Source organism: Streptomyces sp. ISL-99, assembly GCF_018614005.1.
In the GTDB taxonomy this organism is placed as follows: Bacteria; Actinomycetota; Actinomycetes; order Streptomycetales; family Streptomycetaceae; genus Streptomyces; species Streptomyces flavidovirens.
This window is the reverse complement of the sequence record NZ_JAGGPC010000028.1, coordinates 206,544-224,391: the sequence shown is the minus strand read 5'-3', so window position 1 is coordinate 224,391 and position 17,848 is coordinate 206,544. Positions and strand designations below refer to the sequence as shown.

The window sequence follows — 17,848 nt, the reverse complement described above, 5'->3', positions numbered from 1 at the left end:
GCCCAGGGCGCCCGCGCCCGCGCGCCGGGCGCGCCACGCGCGGCGTCCCGTCGGGGCGGCCCGGCCGCCCAGCCGCGACACATCGCCCGTCAGTTCCGCGAACAACCGCGTGTCCGGCACGCGTAGTTCCGGGCCGAACAGGGTCGAAAGCGCCGGACGCGGGCGGCCCGTCTGAAGCGCCACGACCTCCCGCAGCACGCCCGTCAGCTGCTCCGCCATCTCCGCCGCCGACGCGAACCGCCGCGCCGGGTCCGGGTCGGTCGCCCGTACCAGCAGTCGGTAGAAGGATTCGTACTTACCGAAGACCTCGATGTTGGCGGGGTCGGGCAGGCTGTCCACGAAGACGTTCGTGTAGCCCTGGAAGTCGAAGGTCAGCACGGCCAGCGTGCGCGCCACCGTATAGAGGTCGGAGGCGACGGACGGACCGACCTCCGCGACCTCGGGCGCCTGGTAGCCCACCGTGCCGTAGATCGCGCTCTCGTCGTCGTCCATCCTGCGGACCGCGCCCATGTCGATGAGCTTCAGCTGGTCCTGCTGCTGGATGGCGTTGTCGACCTTGAAGTCGCAGTACAGCAGATTGCGGCTGTGCAGGTGCCCCAGCGCCTCCAGCGCCTCGATGCCGTACGCGCACGCCTGCTCGACCGGCAGCGGATCTCGCCTGCCCGACGGGCCGCGCCGCTCGTTGGCGATCTCCTTGAGCGACTTGCCGCCGACGTACTCCATGACGATGTAACCGTCCATGGAGCCGGTGCGCTGGTCCAGGTGCTCGACGAAGTTGTAGATGCGGACGATGTTGGAGTGCTCGATCTCGGCGAGGAAGCGGCGCTCCGAGATCGCCGCGGCCATCGCGTCCTGGTCGCCCGTGTCCAGCAGGCCCTTGAGCACGACCCACCGGTCCGAGACCGCCCGGTCGACCGCCAGATAGACCCAGCCGAGGCCGCCGTGCGCCAGGCAGCCCATGACCTCGTACTGGCCGTGCACGATGTCGCCCGCGCTCAGCTTCGGCACGAAGGAGTACGGGTGCCCGCACTTCGTGCAGAAGCCTTCCGTACGCCCCTTCCTGTCCCCGCGCGAACGCCCCACCGGCGCCCCGCAGTCCGACCGCGAGCAGAAGCGCTTGCGCTCCGGGACCTCCGGGTTCTCCATCACCGCGGACTGCGGATCGGGGCGCGGCACGTCCGGTATCGAGACCAGGCCCGCGCCCAGCCGGTTGCGCCCGGAAGCGCCCGTCGACGCACCGGAACTGCGGACCGAGACGGACCCGGAGGTGGACGCGCCCGACAGGGAGCGGGAGAGGCGGCCGGAGACCGAGCGGCGCGAGGTCGAGGACCGCGACGAGCGGGAGGAGGCACGCGACGAGCCGCGCGAGCCGCTGCGCCCGGACGAACTGTCGCCGCCCGCGCCGCCCTTGCCGCTGCGGCCGTCGGCCGCCATCCCGGTCGGCGGCGACGCCAGCATCCCGGTGGGCGAGACGACGGGAGCCAGCCCGCAGGTGCCGCAGTAGAACTCGCCGCTGCCCATGTCCTCGTACGACCCCTCGCACCCGGGGCGCCGGCACTGGCTCATGACGGGTTCCCCGTGTGGCCTCTGGGCTCGGTCTGCCGCGGGACCAGGACTTCCGCGGCCGCCTGCTGATAGCGCAGCACCGCCTGCTCGGCCGCCCGCAGGTCGCACGGCGCGCTCCACAGCATGCGGCGGGCCACGTCGTAACGCTCGATCAGCAGCGGGTCCTCGGCCATGCCGTGCCTGGCGACCTTCGCCCTGTACGCGTCGAGCCGGCCGCGCAGCTCAGCCCGTACCGCAAGCGGCGCGGTGACCGCGGTCAACGACTCGCGCGCCCGCAGCAGTTCGTCCTCGGCCTCGCGCTCCAGGGACTCCAGCAGCGGCGAGAGCCGGTGCCACTGGGCGTGCCTGCGGTAGTCGGCCGCCAGCACCAGCTGATCCTGGAGAGCGGTGGGCGGGCCGCCGACCGCCGGCACCTCGGAGGCGGCGATCTTCGCCAGCACCTCGCCGCGCGCGGACCTGGCCTCGGTCAGCGTGCGGTCCGCGCGCGAGAGCACGTCACGCAGCCGCACCAGCCGCTGCTCGGCGTCCTGCCGCACGGTGAGCACCGCGTCGATCTCGCGCCTGACCTCCTCCAGCGCGCGGGCCGCCCGGTCGTAGCGCTCGGTGTCGGGCCGCCCGCCGCCCGGCGCCGAACTGCCCAGCCCCGGGCGCCAGAAGGCCAGCGGATCGGTCACCACCTGGGAGCGCAGCGCCGGCAGCTCGCGGGTGATCGACTCCAGGTCGTCGCCCGACGGATGCTCACCGGGCCGTACGCCGACGGAGTGCGCGAGCGAACGGGTGCGCTGCAGCTCGGCCGCGAGGAGGTCGATCCGGGCCGGCAGCGCGGACCACACCGCGTCCGCCGTGACGACCATGTCGAGCGACTGCGCGTACAGGTCGTTCATCCGGGACACCAGCGCCGCCAGCGTGAGCCGCTCGCAGAGCTTGGCGGGCCCGGTGAGGGACGGCTGGGCGTGGGCGGACGCGCCGCCCGCCACCGTCACGCTCTCGCCGCGCAGGAGGTCGGTCAGCTCGGACAGGTCCTGGCGGGTGGGGAAGCGCCGCCGGGCCCGCAGCTCACGGGCGGCGCGCAGGGCGGCGGTGTACGTGTCGAAGTACGACCACAGCAGGGTGATGGCCGGCTCTGTGGCGTTCCAGCGCTCCAGCGTGATGCCCGTCAGCTCGGCGCCTTCGAGCAGCCTGCGGCCGGCGTGATCCTGCAGCGCGAGGAGCGAGCTCTCGATGGCCTCGTACTCCGCGCCGAGCCGTGCCAGCGCACGGTCCACCTCGTCCCGGTCCATCACCGGCCCGGTGGCATCCGCCGCCACGCTCATCGATCACCTCTCCGCTCTTCCGCTTTTCTGCTCTTCCGGTTTCCGGCTTCCAGGCTTCCGGCTTCCGCGATGCACTGCCTCGTGTCGTTCTGCCCAGGATTCAACCGGCTCAATTGTCCCGGTACTTCGGCTCCGGTGGTTTCTTTATGCCGGGCAGGTCTTCCTTCAGCCACTTGCCGTACGCCTTCATCCACGGGCCGTCGTCGCCGCCCTCGCGGTAGTCGTCGAGGACCTGGTTCAGCCGGCGTACCAGATCGTCGCTGCCGAGCTTCGTAGCGATGCCGTAGTACTCCTGAGTAAACGGTTCGCCCTTCAGCTCGACCGCCGGGTCCTGCGCCGCCTGGCCTGCCGCCAGGGCGTTGTCCGTCACCACCGCGTCGACCTCGCCGAGCTGGAGCCGCACCAGGCAGTCCAGCTGGTTGGACACGGTGAGCCCTTCGAACCGCGCGCCGAACGACTTCGCGGCCAGCGCGTCGTACGCCGTGGAGCCCTTCGCCGTACAGACCTTCTTGCCGGCGAGCGAGGCATCGTAGCCCTTGACCGTCGATTCCTTGGGGGCGAGCACCTGCTGTCCCGCCTGGAAGTACGCGGTCGAGAACGCGACGTCCTTGATCCGGGCGCAGGTGACCGTCATCGTCCTGACGACGACGTCGACCCGGCCCTCCTGGAGGGCGAGGATGCGCTGATTGGTGGGTATGGCGCGGTAGATGACCTTGTCGGGGTCACCGAGGATGTCCTCGGCGACGGCGCGCACCAGGTCGATGTCGAAGCCTTCGAGGTCACGGGTGGCCGGGTTGCGGTAGCCCCAGCGGAAGCTGTTCTGATCGACGCCGGCGATCAGCTTGCCCCGTGCCTTGATCTTCTCGATCGCGGGTCCTTCCGCGCCCGACGGCCGCAGGCTGGCCTCCGGGTCCTCACAGGTGTCCGCCCGCGTGGCGACCGCCCGCGTCACACCCTGCCCCGCGGCATCCGGGTCCTGCCCCGCCCCGGCGCCGTGGGAGATCGGCAGCAGCGTGACCGCGGCCGTGAGCGCGCAGGCCGCGGCCATCCCGGCCACGCCGCCCCAGCCGCGCAGCCTGCTGCCGGTGCCGCCGTACCTGCTGCCCGACCTGGTCACCGCGCCTCCTTCCGCCCGCATCTCCCGCATCTCCCGCATCACCCGCATTACCTGTACTCCGAAAGCCGGCGCCCGATGCCGAGCACGGCGCCTGCCGCGCCCAGCACCGCCAGGACCGCGGCTCCCAACGGCAGCCCGGAGAGCGCGCCCCGGCTGCCCTCGGCGGCCCTGGTGAACTCCGCCTGCTCGTGGGCGAGCGCCTTCTCCAGCGCCGCGTCGACCCCGTTGAAGCACTCGCCCGTGGAGCCCTTGCCACCGATGACCTTCGCCAGGGCGCCTTCGTAGTCGCCGCTGTCGTCGGTGGCGCGCGCGGTGGTGTGCCGCTTGCGCCACTCGGCGGCCTTGTCGGCCGCTTCCGCCACGGGGTCGCTGCCGTGCAGGTCGTCGGCGAGCCCGCGCGCCTGCGCGAGGCGCTGCCCGAGGGCCTTCATGCCGTCGGCGTACTGCGATTCGTACAGGTCGCGTCTGCCGTCCTCGGCCAGTACGGCGCCGCGCGCGACCAGGGTGAGGTTCTCGTTGGCGCGGGCGTTGAGTGAGTTGATGCGCGCGTCGTTGAGGACTTCGAGCGACTCCTGGCCGTGCGCCATGGCGTCCTCCAGCTCGGCCCGCGCGACGGCGTGCCCTATGCCCAGCCACAGCAGGACGACGGCTGAGGCGATGCTCGCGGCCAGCAGACCGTGGTTGAACACCCGGTTGGTACGCCGGTAGTTGCGCCCCTGGGCCCAGCCGAGGCCGCCCAGCGCGAGGACTCCGAGACCGAGCCCGACGAAGGGCCACACCCGGGCGTCGTCGTAGTCGTCCCCGAGCCTGCTGGTCTCCGCCTTGTACAGCCGCTCGGCGGCGGGCAGCAGTTCGGTGGTCATGCGCTCGTTGGCGTACCGGAGGTAGGCGCCGCCGAGAGGGAGGCCGAGGCGGTTGTTGGCGCGGGCACGTTCTATCAGGCCGGTGTACTGGGGGAGTTGGCTGTTGAGGGTGGTGATCTCGCGTCCGGAGGCGCTGGTGCTGTCCGTGTTGGCCGCGGCCTTCACCAGCAGCGCCGAGGCGGTCGCGATGTCGTCCTCGTACCGCTCGCGCACGTCCTGCGGTTCCTGCGCGCCCGCCAGGAATCCGCTGGCGGCGGCGGAGTCGGCGTCGGCGAGGGAACGGTAGATGCTCGCGGCGTCGGCGCTCAGCGGCTGGCTGCGGGTCACCACGTCGTCGGCGGCGGCCGCGCGGTCGGAGATCTCCCAGGCGGTCACCGCACCGAACGCGACTACGAGCGCGGCTACGAGGGCGCCGATGATGCGCAGCCGGCCGGGTTCGGTCGTCGCTCCCGCGCGCAGGCGGTCCACGCCCTCCGACCACGCGGTGGTCCGGGCGGGTGGCTGCGCCTCGCGCACATTCGGCGGGTGTGCCACGTGACCTCCCCCTCGGTCATTGACGGTCTGCCGTGCCCGGCAAGCAGTATGGCCGCAGGGACCGGTCTCCACACCAGGATTGACTGGATCTTGTGCCGATCAAGGCTTGCGCGTTCTGAATCTCCCCACCATGTATACGCGGGGCGCGCTGCGGTGGTTCCCGGGCCGGGGCTCGGCCACTGGGTTCCCTGCGGGGCTGTTCTCCACCCCGCCCCTTCCCGAACCGGGGCGCTGCCCCAGCCCCCGACGCCCTCCGGGCGCTGTCCGCAAACGCCGGACGGGCTGGAATTCGCCGCTGCGGCCCGACGCGAGCCGGGCCAGTCACTCCTGGGCAACTTTCAGCCGTCCGGCGTTTGAGGACCGGGGTCTGGGGCGGAGCCCCGGTTCGGGAAGGGGCGGGCCGGGGAAGTGGCCGCAGGCACCCGCTCACGCGTAACGGCCCCGCAGCCGTGTATGTGCCTCCGGTGGGGCCGCGACGTGGTCCAGGCCGAGTAGGGCCGCGCCCAGGACCGGTGGGGCCGTCACCACGCGCAGGGTCGCCTTCGGGGCGCGGTCCGACATCAGGGTCGCGATGCGGTCGTCGAGCTGCGGGTGGCGGGCCGCCAGGACGCTGCCGCCCAGCAGTACCGGCGCCTCCTCGGTGAGGAGGCCCAGGCGTCCCAGCGCCACCGTGGACATCGCGACGATCTCGTCCGCCTGGCGGTGCACGATCGACCGGGCGATCCGGTCACCCTCCGCCGACACGGCGAAGAGCACCGGCACCAGTTCGTGCCGCCGCCCCGGCGCGATACGCCCCAGATGCAGCGCCTCGATCAGCGCGTACATCGACGGCAGCCCGAAGTGCGCCGGAAGCGCGTGCGCCAGCTCCGTGCGCTCGCCCCGGCCGTCCTCCGCCCGCGCCGCGAACCAGATCGCTTCGTCCGCCAGCCCCCCGCCGCCGCCCCAGTCGCCGGAGAGCCGGCCGATCGCAGGGAAGCGGGCAGTGCGCCCGTCCGGCAGCATGCCGACGCAGTTGATGCCCGCGCCGCACACCACCGCGACGCCGCGCGGCTCGTCCACACCCGCCCGGAGGATCGCGAAGGTGTCGTTGCGGACCTCCGTCGTACGCCCCCAGCCGCGCGCGTGCACCGCGGCCTGCAACTCCTCCTCCTCGACGGGAAGGTCGGCGTTGGCGAGGCAGGCGGAGACGCACTCGGCGTCCGTCGCACCCGCCTCCTCCAGCGCCCGGCCGACCGTCTCCGCCAGCGCGTCGACCGCCGCCCCGACCCCCACCAACGGCGGCTGGAACCCCCCACCGCGCGCGGCGGACAGGACCGAACCGTCCGCCCCGACCACCGCCACGTCCGTCTTGCTGTTGCCCGCGTCGATGGCGATCACGGCGACTGTGGTCACGCCCACGCCAAGTGCTCCCGGTTGTGCGCGATCAGCCGGTCGGTGAGCCCGTCGGCGTACTCGAACTGGCCGATCAGGGGGTGTGCGAGCAGCGCCTTGAAGACGCGGTCGCGGCCGCCGCGCAGCGCCGCCTCCAGCGCCAGTTCCTCGTACGCCGTCACGTTCGCGACGAGCCCCGCGTACAGCGGGTCCAGCTCCGGCACGGCCAGCGGCGTGGCGCCCGTCCGGTCCACCCGTGCCTGGACCTCGATGACCGCGTCGTCCGCGAGGAAGGGCAGCGTGCCGTTGTTGTACGTGTTGACCACCTGGACGGGGCTGCCGCCGTCGCCCAGCAGCGAGGCCGCCAGATCCACCGCCGCCTCCGAATAGAACGCGCCGCCGCGCTTCGCGAGCAGCGCGGGCTTCTCGTCCAGCGACGGATCGCCGTACATCGCCAGGAGTTCCGCTTCCATCTTCGCCACCTCCGCCGCCCGCGAGGGCTTCGTCCCGAGTTCACGTACAACCTCGTCGTGCGCGTAGAAGTAGCGCAGGTAGTACGAAGGGACGACGCCCAGGCGGTCGAGCACCGCGCGCGGCAGGCGCAGGTCGTCGGCGATCGCGGCACCGTGCTCGGCGAGCAGCTTCGGCAGCACGTCCTCGCCCTCGGGCCCGCCGAGGCGTACCCCCAGCTCCCAGGAGAGGTGGTTGAGCCCCACGTGGTTCAGGTGCACGTCGGCGGGTGCCACCTCCAGCAGCTTCGCGAACTTCCGCTGGAAGCCGATCGCGACGTTGCACAGCCCGACCGCCTTGTGGCCCGCCTGGAGCAGCGCGCGCGTCACGATGCCGACGGGGTTGGTGAAGTCGATGATCCAGGCGTCCGGGTTCGCGCGGCGTACCCGCTCCGCGATGTCCAGGACGACCGGGACCGTACGCAGCGCCTTCGCGAGACCGCCGGCGCCCGTCGTCTCCTGCCCGACGCAGCCGCACTCCAGCGGCCACGTCTCGTCCTGTTGGCGGGCGGCCTGCCCGCCGACGCGGAGCTGGAGCAGCACCGCGTCGGCGTCCGCGACGCCCGCGTCCACGTCGGAGGTGGTCGTGATGCGGCCGGGGTGGCCCTGCCGGTCGAAGATGCGGCGGGCGAGGCCGCCCACCAGGTCGAGGCGGTCGGCGGCCGGGTCGACGAGGACGAGCTCCTCGATCGGCAGGGTGTCCCGCAGACGGGCGAAGCCGTCGATCAGTTCGGGGGTGTAGGTGGAGCCGCCGCCCACCACCGCGAGTTTCATGCCGGTCATGGTCGTCATCCCTTTACTCCGGTCAGTGTGACGCCTTCTACGAACGCCTTCTGGGCGAAGAAGAAGACGACGATCACAGGGGCCATGACCAGTACGGTCGCGGCCATGGTCAGGTTCCAGTCGGTGTGGTGCGCGCCCTTGAAGGATTCGAGTCCGTACGACAGCGTCCAGGCGGCAGGGTTCTCGGAGGCGTAGATCTGCGGGCCGAAGTAGTCGTTCCAGGCGTAGAAGAACTGGAAGAGGGCGACGGCCGCGATGCCCGGCCTGGCCATCGGCAGTACGACCCGGATCAGCGTCCGCAGCTCGCCGCAGCCGTCGACCTTCGCCGCGTCCAGGTATTCGTTCGGGATCGTCAGCAGAAACTGCCGCAGCAGGAAGATCGAGAAGGCGTCACCGAACGCCATCGGGATGATCAGCGGCCACAGCGTGCCCGACAGGTCCAGTTGCTTCGCCCAGAACAGGTACATCGGGATGATGACCACCTGCGGCGGCAGCATCATCATGGAGATGACGAGCATCAGGGACAGGGTGCGGCCCCGGAAGCGGAACTTGGCGAGCGCGTACGCCACCGGGACCGACGACACCACGGTCAGTACGGTGCCGAGCCCGGCGTACAGCAGGGTGTTCTTCCACCAGGTCAGGAAGCCGGGCGTCTCGAAGACCTTGACGTAGTTTCCCCACTCCCAGGTGTTGGGCGTCAGGTCGCGGGTCAGCGCCTGCTGGTCGTTCATCAGCGACGTCAGTACGACGAAGACGAACGGCAGCACGAAGAAGAGCGCGGCCGCGGTCCCCAGCGAGTGGACGGCGATCCAGTGCAGCAGCGCCTTGCGGCGCGCGGTGCGCTCAGCCGGTGTGGAGGTGTTCGCCGCCACCTTCGCGGGAGCGTCCAGTAGTTGAGTCATGACGGTCATTCACCTGCCTGGAGGATGCCGCCGCGCCGCCGCATCAGAAGCGCGGTGAAGGCCATGGCCAGGGCGAACAGGACGAGGGCGACGACGCACGCGGACCCGTAGTCGAACCGCTGGAAGCCGAGGTTGTAGACGAGCTGGGGAAGCGTCAGCGTCGACTTGTCGGGATAGCCGGGCTCGAACTGCTGGCCCGAGCCGCCGATGATGCCGGAGGCGACCTTTCCCGCGACCAGCGGCTGTGTGTAGTACTGCATGGTCTGGATAACGCCGGTGACGACGGCGAACATCACGATCGGTGAGATGTTCGGCAGCGTGACGAAGCGGAAGCGCTGCAGCGCGGACGCGCCGTCCAGCTCCGCCGCCTCGTACTGCTCCTTCGGTACGTCGAGCAGCGCGGCCATGAAGATGACCATCAGGTCACCGATGCCCCACACCGCGAGCATGGTGAGCGCCGGCTTCGACCAGGACGGGTCGTTGAACCACCCAGGGGTCGGCAGCCCGAGCTCCCCGAGGACCGAGTTGACCGGTCCCGTCCCCGGGTTGAGGAGGAAGACGAAGGCGAGCGTCGCGGCGACCGGCGGCGCCAGGAACGGCAGGTAGAAGAGGGTGCGGAAGAGGCCCGTGCCCGTCTTGATCCTGGTGATCAGCAGTCCGATGCCCAGCCCGAAGACGACCCGGCAGCCGACCATGATCAGGACCAGCCACAGGGTGTTGCGCAGCGACGGCCAGAACATGGGGTAGTGGCTGAAGACGTACGTCCAGTTGTCGAGCCCGTTGAAGGCGGGGACGCCGAAACCGTCGTACCGCATGAAGGAGAAATAGACGGTCGACAGCAGCGGGTACGCGAAGAAGACGCTGAAGCCGACCAGCCACGGCGACATGAACGCCGCCGTCCGAAGCGCCGACCTGCGACGCTTGGAGCGGAGCGGGTGCGCGGTCGTGCTCATCGGCGGGCTACTTCGCCTTCGCGATGTCGGTGTCGATCTGGGCGGCGGTCTTCTCCAGCCCGGCCTTCAGGTCCTTCACCGCGCCCTTCTCGTACTGGTAGCCGAACTCCTGGATCGTCTGGAGGTACGTCGCACCGTTCACGGCGCCCGCCGGGGTGCTGGACTTCGGGTGCCGCGCGATGTCCAGGAACGTCTTGAAGCGCGGGTCGAGCTTGAGGTCCGGCGACTTCAGCGCGTCGAAGGTGGACGGCACGTTGCGGATCGCGTTGGCGAACTCCACGACGGCCTCGGTGTCGGTCGTCATGAACTCGACCAGTTCCCAGGCGGCGTTCTGCTTCCTGCTGGCCGGGGCGATGCCCATGATCGTGCCGGACAGGAAGCCCTTGCCGTAGCTGTCGGCCTCGTCGTCGGCGACGGGCATGGGCGCGACACCGACCTCGAACGGCACCTTGGCGTCCTCGGCCATCCCGAGCCGCCACTCGCCGTCCATCTGCATCGCGACCTGCCCGGTGTGGAACGGGTGCTTGGCGCCCCACTCGTCACCGAAGGTGCCGCGGAACTTCTCCAGCTTCTCGAAGCCGCCGAGCTCGTCGACCAGCTTCTTCTGCTGCCTGAACATGGCGGCGAAGGCCGGGTCCCTGGCGATGTTCGACTTGCCGTCCGCGTCGAAGTACTGCTGGTCCCAGCTGCCCATGTAGTGCTCGGTGGTCGTCTCGTAGCCGTGGTAGTTCGGCATGAAGCCGAGCTGCTCGTAACTGTCGCCCCTGGTCCTCGTCAGCTTCTTCGCGGTCGCGGTCAGCTCGGACATCGTCCTGGGGGGTGAGGCGATACCGGCCTTCTTGAAGGCGTCCTTGTTGTAGTAGAGGCCGTACGCGTCGGTGAGCAGCGGCATGGCGCACCGCTTGCCCTCGAACTGCGTGTACTCCAGCGTCACCTTCGGGAACGTCTTCTCCAGGTCGAGCTCCGACTTCTCGATGAAGGGCTTCAGGTCGGCGAAGGCGCCCGACGAGCAGAACTTCCCGACGTTCGAGGTCGTGAAGGACGAGACGACGTCCGGGCCCTTCGAACCTCCCGCGCGCAGCGCCTGGTTGAGCTTGTCGTCGTTGATGTTGCCGACGACGTTCACCTTGATGTTCTTGTGCCGCGCCTCGAAGCGGTCGACGTTCGCCTGGATCGCCTTCACCTCGCTCGGGGCGCTCCAGCCGTGCCAGAACGTGATCGTGGTCTTCGCGTTCGGGTCGTCGGTCGCACCGGTCTCCGGCTGCCCCGTACACGCGGAGGCGAGCACGGACATCGCGGCGACGACGACGGCTGACGCGGTGAGACGGCTGTTTCTGCGCATGGCGAAGCTCCCAGGGGCAGGGGTCATGGGGAGGAGAGGGGAGGGGAGGGGCTAGCGGGCGGTGGTGTCGAAGACCTCGTCGCGCGTGGTGGCGAGAGCGCTCTCCAACGCCCCGCGCAGTACGGGCTCTTCCTGTACGGAACCGATGACGAGCCGGGGCCGGGGCGCGGCGAGCTCGGCCAGCTCCGCCTGGACCAGCGCGCGCAGCGGTTCGCCGCCGGCGACGAGGACCCCGCCGGACAGCACGATCAGTTCGGGGTCGAGGAGGGCGACCATGGAGGCGAGACCGGTCGCGAGCCCGGTCGCGAAGGCCTGGAGAAGCTCCTGGTACGGTCCGCCGTCCGCCCGCGACGCCTCGCCGATCAGCGCGATGGCCTCATCGATGTACGTCTCGCCGGGCGGCACCGCGATGCCCAGCTCCCGCGCCAGCCGCGGCACGGCCTGACCGCCCGCCAGCTCCTGGAAGCCGCCGGAGTTGGCCTTGGTCACCCGGCGTACGAGCGGAGTGCCCGGCACCGGCATGAACCCGACCTCGCCGGCGCCGCCGGTCCAGCCGCGGTGCAGCCGGCCGCCGATCACCAGCGCGGCGCCGAGGCCGCCGTGGTTCCACAGCAGTACGAAGTCCTGATGTCCCCGCGCCGCGCCCAGCCGCTGCTCGGCGACGGCGGCCAGGTTCACGTCGTTCTCGTACTCGACGGGCATGGGCAGCACGGCCGCCAGTTCGTCGAGGAGGGTGGGAGAGTGCCAGCCGGGGAGGTGGGAGGCGTACCGCAGGCGCCCGGTGCCCGGGTCAAAGGCGCCCGGCGTGCCGATGACGACGCGGTGCACGTCGGCCCGTACGAGACCGGCGGCCTTCACCGCGCCGTCGAGTGCGTCGGTCACCTGGCGTACGACGGACTCGGCGCGGCGGCCCGGGGTCGGCAGTTCGAACTCACCGACGGTCGCGCCGGTGATGTCGGCGACGGCGGCGCGGATGCGCTGCGGCGTCACGTCGAGGCCGGCCACGTGCGCGGCGCGCGCGTTGACCGCGTACAGCTGGGCGTTCGGTCCCGGGCGCCCCTCCGTCGTACCGGTGGCGACGACGAGGCCGGCGGTCTCCAGGCGGACGAGCAGCTGGGACGCGGTGGGCTTGGAAAGACCGGTCAGCTTGCCGATCTTCGTACGGGAGAGGGGGCCGTGCTCCAGGAGCAGGTCGAGGGCGGCCCTGTCGTTCATCGCCCGCAGAACGCGCGGCGTGCCCGGCGTACTCGGCGTACCGGCCATGGCAATGCACCCATCCACTGTTAGGAAAGTTTCCTATTTGGTGGGACGAAAGTAGGGCGGAGGCAGGGCGGCCGTCAAGAGCGCTCGGCTACTTGTGGAGATTCGTGGCCGGCGGCGGAATCGGAGACGCCGCGAGGGACTGCGGGGACGTCGGGCTGGCCAGTGCCGACGGCGCCGCCATGCCCGCCGTCGGGTCGGCCGACGCGGCCTCGTCGCCGAGCACCGCGGGGCCGCCGACGATCCGGATGCCCGCCCGGTCGAAGGCCTGCTTGATGCGCCAGCGCAGTTCCCGCTCGACGCCGAGCGCCTTGCCCGGCATCGTTTTCGCGGAGACCCGCACCACCATCGAGTCGAGCAGCACCGAGTCCAGGCCGAGCACCTCGACCGGGCCCCACAGCAGCTCGTTCCACGGCTCGTCCTTGGCGAGTACGGCAGCCGTCTCGACAATGACCGCGCGCACCCGGTCCAGGTCCTCCGTCGGACGTACCTGTACGTCGATACCGGCCGTGGCCCAGCCCTGGCTGAGGTTGCCGATCCGCTTGATCTCGCCGTTGCGGACGTACCAGATCTCACCGTTGTCGCCGCGCAGCTTCGTCACACGCAGACCGACCTCTATGACCTCGCCGGACGCCACTCCCGCGTCGATGCTGTCCCCGACGCCGTACTGGTCCTCAAGGATCATGAAGACGCCGGAGAGGAAGTCGGTGACCAGGTTGCGCGCACCGAAACCGAGCGCCACACCCGCGACACCCGCGGAGGCGAGGAGCGGCGCCAGATTGATGTTGAGCGCGCCGAGCACCATCAGGGCGGCCGTACCCAGGATCAGGAACGACGCGACGGAGCGCAGTACGGATCCGATCGCCTCCGAGCGCTGGCGGCGGCGCTCGGCGTTCACCAGGAGGCCGCCGAGCGGGGTGCCCTCGACCGCCTGGGCGCTGCGGTTCATGCGGGCTATCAGCTTGGTGAGGGAGCGGCGGATGACCGTACGCAGAATCGCGGCGATCACGACGATCAAGAGAATGCGCAGGCCCACGCTCAGCCAGGTGGACCAGTTCTGCTCGACCCAGCTCGCGGCATTGGTCGCCTTCTGCGCCGCCTCGTCGAAGGTGACGGGCTGCTGGTGCTCGGGCGTCGGATCAGCGGCCGACAGGACGGACCAGGGCACGGCGGGGACCTCCAGGCGGGCGGGACGACAGCAGACCAACCACACTAACGGGGCATCCCGCCTAACCCGGCGCTGTGTTCGAGGGAGAGACAAGGCTCACCAGGGCATGAAGGTCGTGTGGTCGAAAACACTCCCAGCCCGTTACCCGGACGTGGTGGCGTTTCGACCAGGCATGAGGGGAGACTGAGAGCAGATCGTCCCGGCGCGAGCCACGCGCCGCCGGCGTTATAGGAGGCATCCGTGCCGCATGTCCTGGTCCTCAACGCGTCGTACGAGCCGCTCGGCGTCGTACCGCTCCGCCGCGCGCTCGTCCTCGTCCTGGAGAACAAGGCTCTCTGCCTCGAGGAATCCGGCGCCTTCATGCACAGCGCGACCCGGGCGGTTCCCGCGCCCAGCGTTGTGCGGCTGAAACGGTTCGTACGGGTCCCCTACCGGGGGCCCGTTCCTCTCACCCGCCGTGCGCTCTTCGCCAGGGACGGCGGGCGCTGCATGTACTGCGGTGGCGTCGCAACCAGCGTCGACCACGTCGTACCGCGCAGTCGGGGCGGGCAGCACGCCTGGGAGAACGTGGTGGCGGCGTGCCGGCGCTGCAACCACGTCAAGGCCGACCGGCACCTGATGGAGCTGGGCTGGCGGCTGCGCCACCAGCCGGCTCCGCCGTCCGGTCTGGCGTGGCGGATTATCGGGACCGGGCATCGGGATCCGCGCTGGCTGCCGTACCTGCAGCCGTTCGGCGCGGATGACGCGCTGGCCCGGATCGACGGCATCTCCGCCTGAGACCCGGGGGCGGGGCGGCCCGGATCGCCTGCGGCGGGCTTTCCCCTACCCGCCCCTTCCCGAGCTGGGGCTCCGCCCCAGACCCCGCTCCTCAAACGCCGGAGGGGCTGAAAGTTCCCCAGGGCAACCATCCAGCCTGTCCGGCGTTTGAGGACACGCCCGTAGGGCGTCCGGGGGCCTGGGGGCTTGCCCCCAGCTTCGGGAAGGGGCGGGAAGGGGAAAGCCCCGCAGGGCCGCAACCACCCCGCGCTAGTCCGCGTCCCCCGCTGCATCGCCCGCCGCCGCGTCCACCGCGTACGCCTCCACCCCGAACAGCGAGTAGCCGAACGGCAGCGCCCGCTCATCGCACTGCACCCGCACGAACCGCGTGTTCTTCGCGTCCATCCGGACCGCCTCGCGGCCGCCCCGCCCGTCCCTCACCGTCGCTGCCGTGCGCCAGGTGCGGCCGTCCTCGGACACCTGGACGCGGTACTTCTTCGCGTACGCCTCCTGCCAGTGCAGGACGACCTGCCCGAGCCGCACCGGCCCCGCCAGCTCCGCCTGCCACCACGCCGAGGGGCCTATGGGCGAGGTCCACCGGCTCGCCGGGTCGCCGTCGGCGGCGTTCGGTGCCGGGAAGTCGGCGGTCTCGTCGCCGGACGAGGACACCTTCACGCCCTCGCCCCGCACGAGATCCGGCCCTGCCGTACGCGGAAACGCACGCACCGTAAGGACCCTGTTCTCCCCGTCGAAGGACACCGGCACCTTGTACTCGCCCGCCGGGACCGCCTTGTCGACCCTGACATCGAGCGGCACGGCGGTGGACGCGCCGCGCGGCACCGTCGTCGCCTGCGGGGCCCGCACCTCGATGCCCTTCGGCGCCTCGGCCGTCAGCCGGCCGCGCACCTCGCCGGGCCGCTGCCCGGTCAGCCGTACCGTGACCCGCTCCGGCCGGCTCCCGCCGATCTCCGCGTCCGTCTCGCTGCGCTCCAGCCACAGCCCCGCTCGCGGCTCGTCCGCGAACCAGGGCACCAGGCGGTGCACTACGGGAGCGCCGCCGTCACCGTCCGCGTCCCACCTCAGCCGTACGGCGTCGACACGCGCACCCTTCGCCTCCGTCTGCGTCCAGCCAGTGCCCGACAGCGTGCCGACACGCCGCCAGCCCTCGCCCACGACATGCGCCTCGACGGCCGCGCCCTCGCCCGTACCCGGCTCGGTCATGGCGGTCAGCGCCTCGACGGGCCGCGCCCTGTCGAGCCGCACGGTGTACGAACCCAAGCCCTCCGACACGCGGCCCGCCTTGCGGTCCGCGCCGGTCCAGGCGTCCGCCGCCTTGACGGCCTTCGTCAGGAACGGGTCGAGCACGCCCTTGCCGACGGTGACCCGGCTCGCCTCCAGGGAGCCGCGCAGCGCGTCCAGGTCGAGCGAGGCGCGCCAGGCGGCCGGGCCGTCGCCCCGCGCCTGCGCCTGGAGCAGGTCGACGGAGAGCTCGCCGGCCCTCCCGTACCGCGCCAGCTGCTCGGTCCACGGCCGTACCTCGTCGTCGAAGGCTCCGCCCGCCGGCCCCTGGAGCCGCAGCGGCGCCTCGCGCATCACCGTGAAGGCGTCCCGCAGCCTCTGCGCCGCCGCGTCCCGCACGCCCTGGTCGTCGGACGTACGCGCACTCCAGAAGCCGTCGATGAGCGGCCGCAGATACGCCGACTCCTCGCCGCCCAGCACGGACGACGCGGTGTTGCCCGCCAGCGCCCGCATCGCCGCGCGGGCCGCCGCGTCACCGCCGGCCAGGTCGTCCATCGCGGCCTGCCAGGACTCCTGCGGCTGATAACCGCGCGGGTTCCAGGCGTAGTCGGCGGCCGTGAACAGCGGGATGCGGGAGGCGGACGCCTGCTCCATGGCGTTGGCGAGGAGGGCGGCCGAGCCGGACGCGACGGCGGGCTCCCGGCCCGTGTAGGGGCCGAGGAAGACGCGGTCCTGCGCGTAGTCGTTGACCGGGTAGTTGTCCATGGTGACCAGCGGATGCCGGAACGCGTCGCGCGCACCGGCGAGTTCACGCCCGGTGATCGTCCTGGGTACGACGCCGACGCCCGTCCACGCGACCTGCACCCCGCCGTCCAGGTGGGCGGCGAGCGCCTGCCGGTAGTCGGTGTCGCCCTCCTGGTAGAACTCCGTCGGCATCACGGACAGCGGCTCGGACCCGGGGTGCCGCTCCGCCAGGTGCCGCGCCACCGCGTTGGCCACGCGCGCGTGCGCCTTGGCCGCCGCCTCCGGGCCCGCGCCGAAGGTGTCCGCGTCCGCGCCGCAGTGCCACTCGCTGTAGCTGACGTCCTGGAACTGGAGCTGGAAGGAACGCACTCCGAGCGCCCACATCGCGTCGAACTTGCGGTTCAGCGCCTTGATGTCGTCGTCGGACGACATGCACATCGCCTGCCCCGGTGCCACCGCCCAGCCGAGCGTCACATGGCTGCTGCGGGCCCGCTCCGCGAGCGCCCGGAAGTCGGCGCGCTGGTCCGCCGGGTACGGGTCGCGCCAGCGGGCCTGGCGGTACGGGTCGTCGCCGGGGGCGTAGAGGTATCGGTTCTGCTTGGTACGGGCCATGAAGTCGACCTGGGCGAGACGCTGTTCGCGGGTCCACGGCTGCCCGTAGAAGCCCTCGGTCATGCCGCGTACGGCCGTCCCCGGCCAGTCGCGGACGGTGGCCCCCGCGATCTGCTTGCCGCCGCCGTTGCCGGAGGCCGTCACCAGCTGACGCAGGCTCTGCGCGGCGTGGAACAGGCCGTCGTCACCGGCACCGTCGAGCGCGACCGTGTCCCGCCCGTCGACGCTGCCGACGGCTATCCGGTAGCCCCCGGACGGCAGATCGGCGCGCTCGGGCGCGCGCAGGGCGCGCAGCGCGTCGTTCGCGCCGGTGCCTCCCGCCCGTACGACCAGGCCACGCACGGGCAGCGGCTCATCGGGCCGCACGCTGTAAAGGGTCTGCACGCCCGCGTCGCGCAGTACGTCTCCGAGAGCCTTCAGGGCGTACGGATCAGTGCCCGCCTCCGCGACGAGCACCGCTTCCCCGCCGACCTGCACCGGCTGCCCGGCCGCCCGTATGGTCTGCGGCCGCGGCCACACGGCCGGCAGGGCCGCGGCGTCGCTCTCCCGGTCCGGCTTCGTGGCCGCGGCGGCGCCCGGGTCGGGGTCGGAGGGGGCGGCGAACGCTCCGTGCGAACCACCGAGCAGCCCACCGATCACCGCGACCGCGACCGCGGTCGCGCCCCTCGCGCCTCTCCTGCGCCCGAACTGCACGGCCGTCTCCTCAGTCGCGTCAGTCTTCTCCTGTGGGCCCTGAGCCCACCACCCGTCCGGCCGGGTGTCAATTTGGATACCGGGAACCTGGTGTGACGCGGGACACGTTGATGGAACCTATAC

The 17,848-nt window shown here is 71.5% G+C and carries 13 protein-coding genes; 1 reads left to right on the top strand and 12 read right to left on the bottom strand.

The annotated features are described in order from the left end of the window. The 11 genes from J7E91_RS17575 to J7E91_RS17525 form a co-directional block, all read right to left on the bottom strand. On the bottom strand, positions 1 to 1,566 hold a 1,566-nt coding region (locus J7E91_RS17575; RefSeq protein ID WP_214905237.1), incomplete at its 3' end, for a serine/threonine protein kinase. Then, the gene (locus J7E91_RS17570; RefSeq protein ID WP_214905306.1) at positions 1,563 to 2,846 is read right to left on the bottom strand and encodes a hypothetical protein; all 1,284 of its coding nucleotides are present in this window, start codon (positions 2,844 to 2,846) and stop codon (positions 1,563 to 1,565) included. The genes J7E91_RS17570 and J7E91_RS17575, both read right to left, overlap by 4 nt. 142 nt (positions 2,847 to 2,988) lie before the next feature. After that, a complete protein-coding gene (locus J7E91_RS17565) occupies positions 2,989 to 4,035 on the bottom strand; it encodes a glutamate ABC transporter substrate-binding protein (RefSeq protein ID WP_214905303.1) in 1,047 nt (348 codons plus the stop codon). Positions 4,036 to 4,043: 8 nt separating this feature from the next. Continuing rightward, positions 4,044 to 5,393, bottom strand: a complete 1,350-nt coding sequence (locus J7E91_RS17560; protein ID WP_374224730.1) for a hypothetical protein — start codon at positions 5,391 to 5,393, stop codon at positions 4,044 to 4,046. Positions 5,394 to 5,819: 426 nt separating this feature from the next. Then, positions 5,820 to 6,791 (bottom strand): BadF/BadG/BcrA/BcrD ATPase family protein, encoded by a 972-nt coding sequence (locus J7E91_RS17555; RefSeq protein ID WP_214905234.1) that lies wholly within the window; start codon positions 6,789 to 6,791, stop codon positions 5,820 to 5,822. After that, complete coding sequence (locus J7E91_RS17550; RefSeq protein ID WP_214905288.1) at positions 6,782 to 8,047, bottom strand: 6-phospho-beta-glucosidase; 1,266 nt, start codon at positions 8,045 to 8,047, stop codon at positions 6,782 to 6,784. The genes J7E91_RS17555 and J7E91_RS17550 overlap by 10 nt, the downstream gene beginning before the upstream one ends. Before the next feature lie 14 nt (positions 8,048 to 8,061). Next, a complete protein-coding gene (locus J7E91_RS17545) occupies positions 8,062 to 8,958 on the bottom strand; it encodes a carbohydrate ABC transporter permease (protein ID WP_214905231.1) in 897 nt (298 codons plus the stop codon). A gap of 5 nt (positions 8,959 to 8,963) precedes the next feature. Beyond that, the gene (locus J7E91_RS17540; RefSeq protein WP_214905228.1) at positions 8,964 to 9,911 is read right to left on the bottom strand and encodes a carbohydrate ABC transporter permease; all 948 of its coding nucleotides are present in this window, start codon (positions 9,909 to 9,911) and stop codon (positions 8,964 to 8,966) included. Between the two features lie 7 nt (positions 9,912 to 9,918). Beyond that, on the bottom strand, positions 9,919 to 11,253 hold the full coding sequence (locus J7E91_RS17535; RefSeq protein ID WP_214905224.1) for an ABC transporter substrate-binding protein: 1,335 nt from the start codon (positions 11,251 to 11,253) through the stop codon (positions 9,919 to 9,921). A gap of 51 nt (positions 11,254 to 11,304) precedes the next feature. Further along, entirely contained in the window at positions 11,305 to 12,516 is a 1,212-nt protein-coding gene (locus J7E91_RS17530) for an ROK family transcriptional regulator (protein ID WP_214905221.1), read from the bottom strand. Between the two features lie 88 nt (positions 12,517 to 12,604). Next, complete coding sequence (locus J7E91_RS17525; RefSeq protein WP_214905218.1) at positions 12,605 to 13,681, bottom strand: mechanosensitive ion channel family protein; 1,077 nt, start codon at positions 13,679 to 13,681, stop codon at positions 12,605 to 12,607. A 240-nt stretch (positions 13,682 to 13,921) separates the two neighbouring features. Between J7E91_RS17525 and J7E91_RS17520 the strand changes: the two genes are divergently transcribed. After that, positions 13,922 to 14,458, top strand: coding sequence for an HNH endonuclease (locus J7E91_RS17520; protein ID WP_028814500.1), 537 nt, complete (start codon positions 13,922 to 13,924; stop codon positions 14,456 to 14,458). Positions 14,459 to 14,707: 249 nt separating this feature from the next. Here the strand turns inward: J7E91_RS17520 and J7E91_RS17515 are convergent, their stop codons facing one another. Further along, positions 14,708 to 17,725 (bottom strand): beta-N-acetylglucosaminidase domain-containing protein, encoded by a 3,018-nt coding sequence (locus J7E91_RS17515; protein ID WP_214905215.1) that lies wholly within the window; start codon positions 17,723 to 17,725, stop codon positions 14,708 to 14,710. Positions 17,726 to 17,848: the final 123 nt, after the last annotated feature.

What these genes read in the sequence shown, in the direction of transcription:
- J7E91_RS17570 (WP_214905306.1), bottom strand. Translation starts at nt 2,846, where the DNA reads ATGGACCGGGACGAGGTGGACCGTGCGCTGGCACGGCTCGGCGCGGAG.
- J7E91_RS17565 (WP_214905303.1), bottom strand. Translation starts at nt 4,035, where the DNA reads ATGCGGGAGATGCGGGAGATGCGGGCGGAAGGAGGCGCGGTGACCAGG.
- J7E91_RS17550 (WP_214905288.1), bottom strand. Translation starts at nt 8,047, where the DNA reads ATGAAACTCGCGGTGGTGGGCGGCGGCTCCACCTACACCCCCGAACTG.
- J7E91_RS17545 (WP_214905231.1), bottom strand. Translation starts at nt 8,958, where the DNA reads ATGACTCAACTACTGGACGCTCCCGCGAAGGTGGCGGCGAACACCTCC.
- J7E91_RS17540 (WP_214905228.1), bottom strand. Translation starts at nt 9,911, where the DNA reads ATGAGCACGACCGCGCACCCGCTCCGCTCCAAGCGTCGCAGGTCGGCG.
- J7E91_RS17535 (WP_214905224.1), bottom strand. Translation starts at nt 11,253, where the DNA reads ATGCGCAGAAACAGCCGTCTCACCGCGTCAGCCGTCGTCGTCGCCGCG.
- J7E91_RS17530 (WP_214905221.1), bottom strand. Translation starts at nt 12,516, where the DNA reads ATGGCCGGTACGCCGAGTACGCCGGGCACGCCGCGCGTTCTGCGGGCG.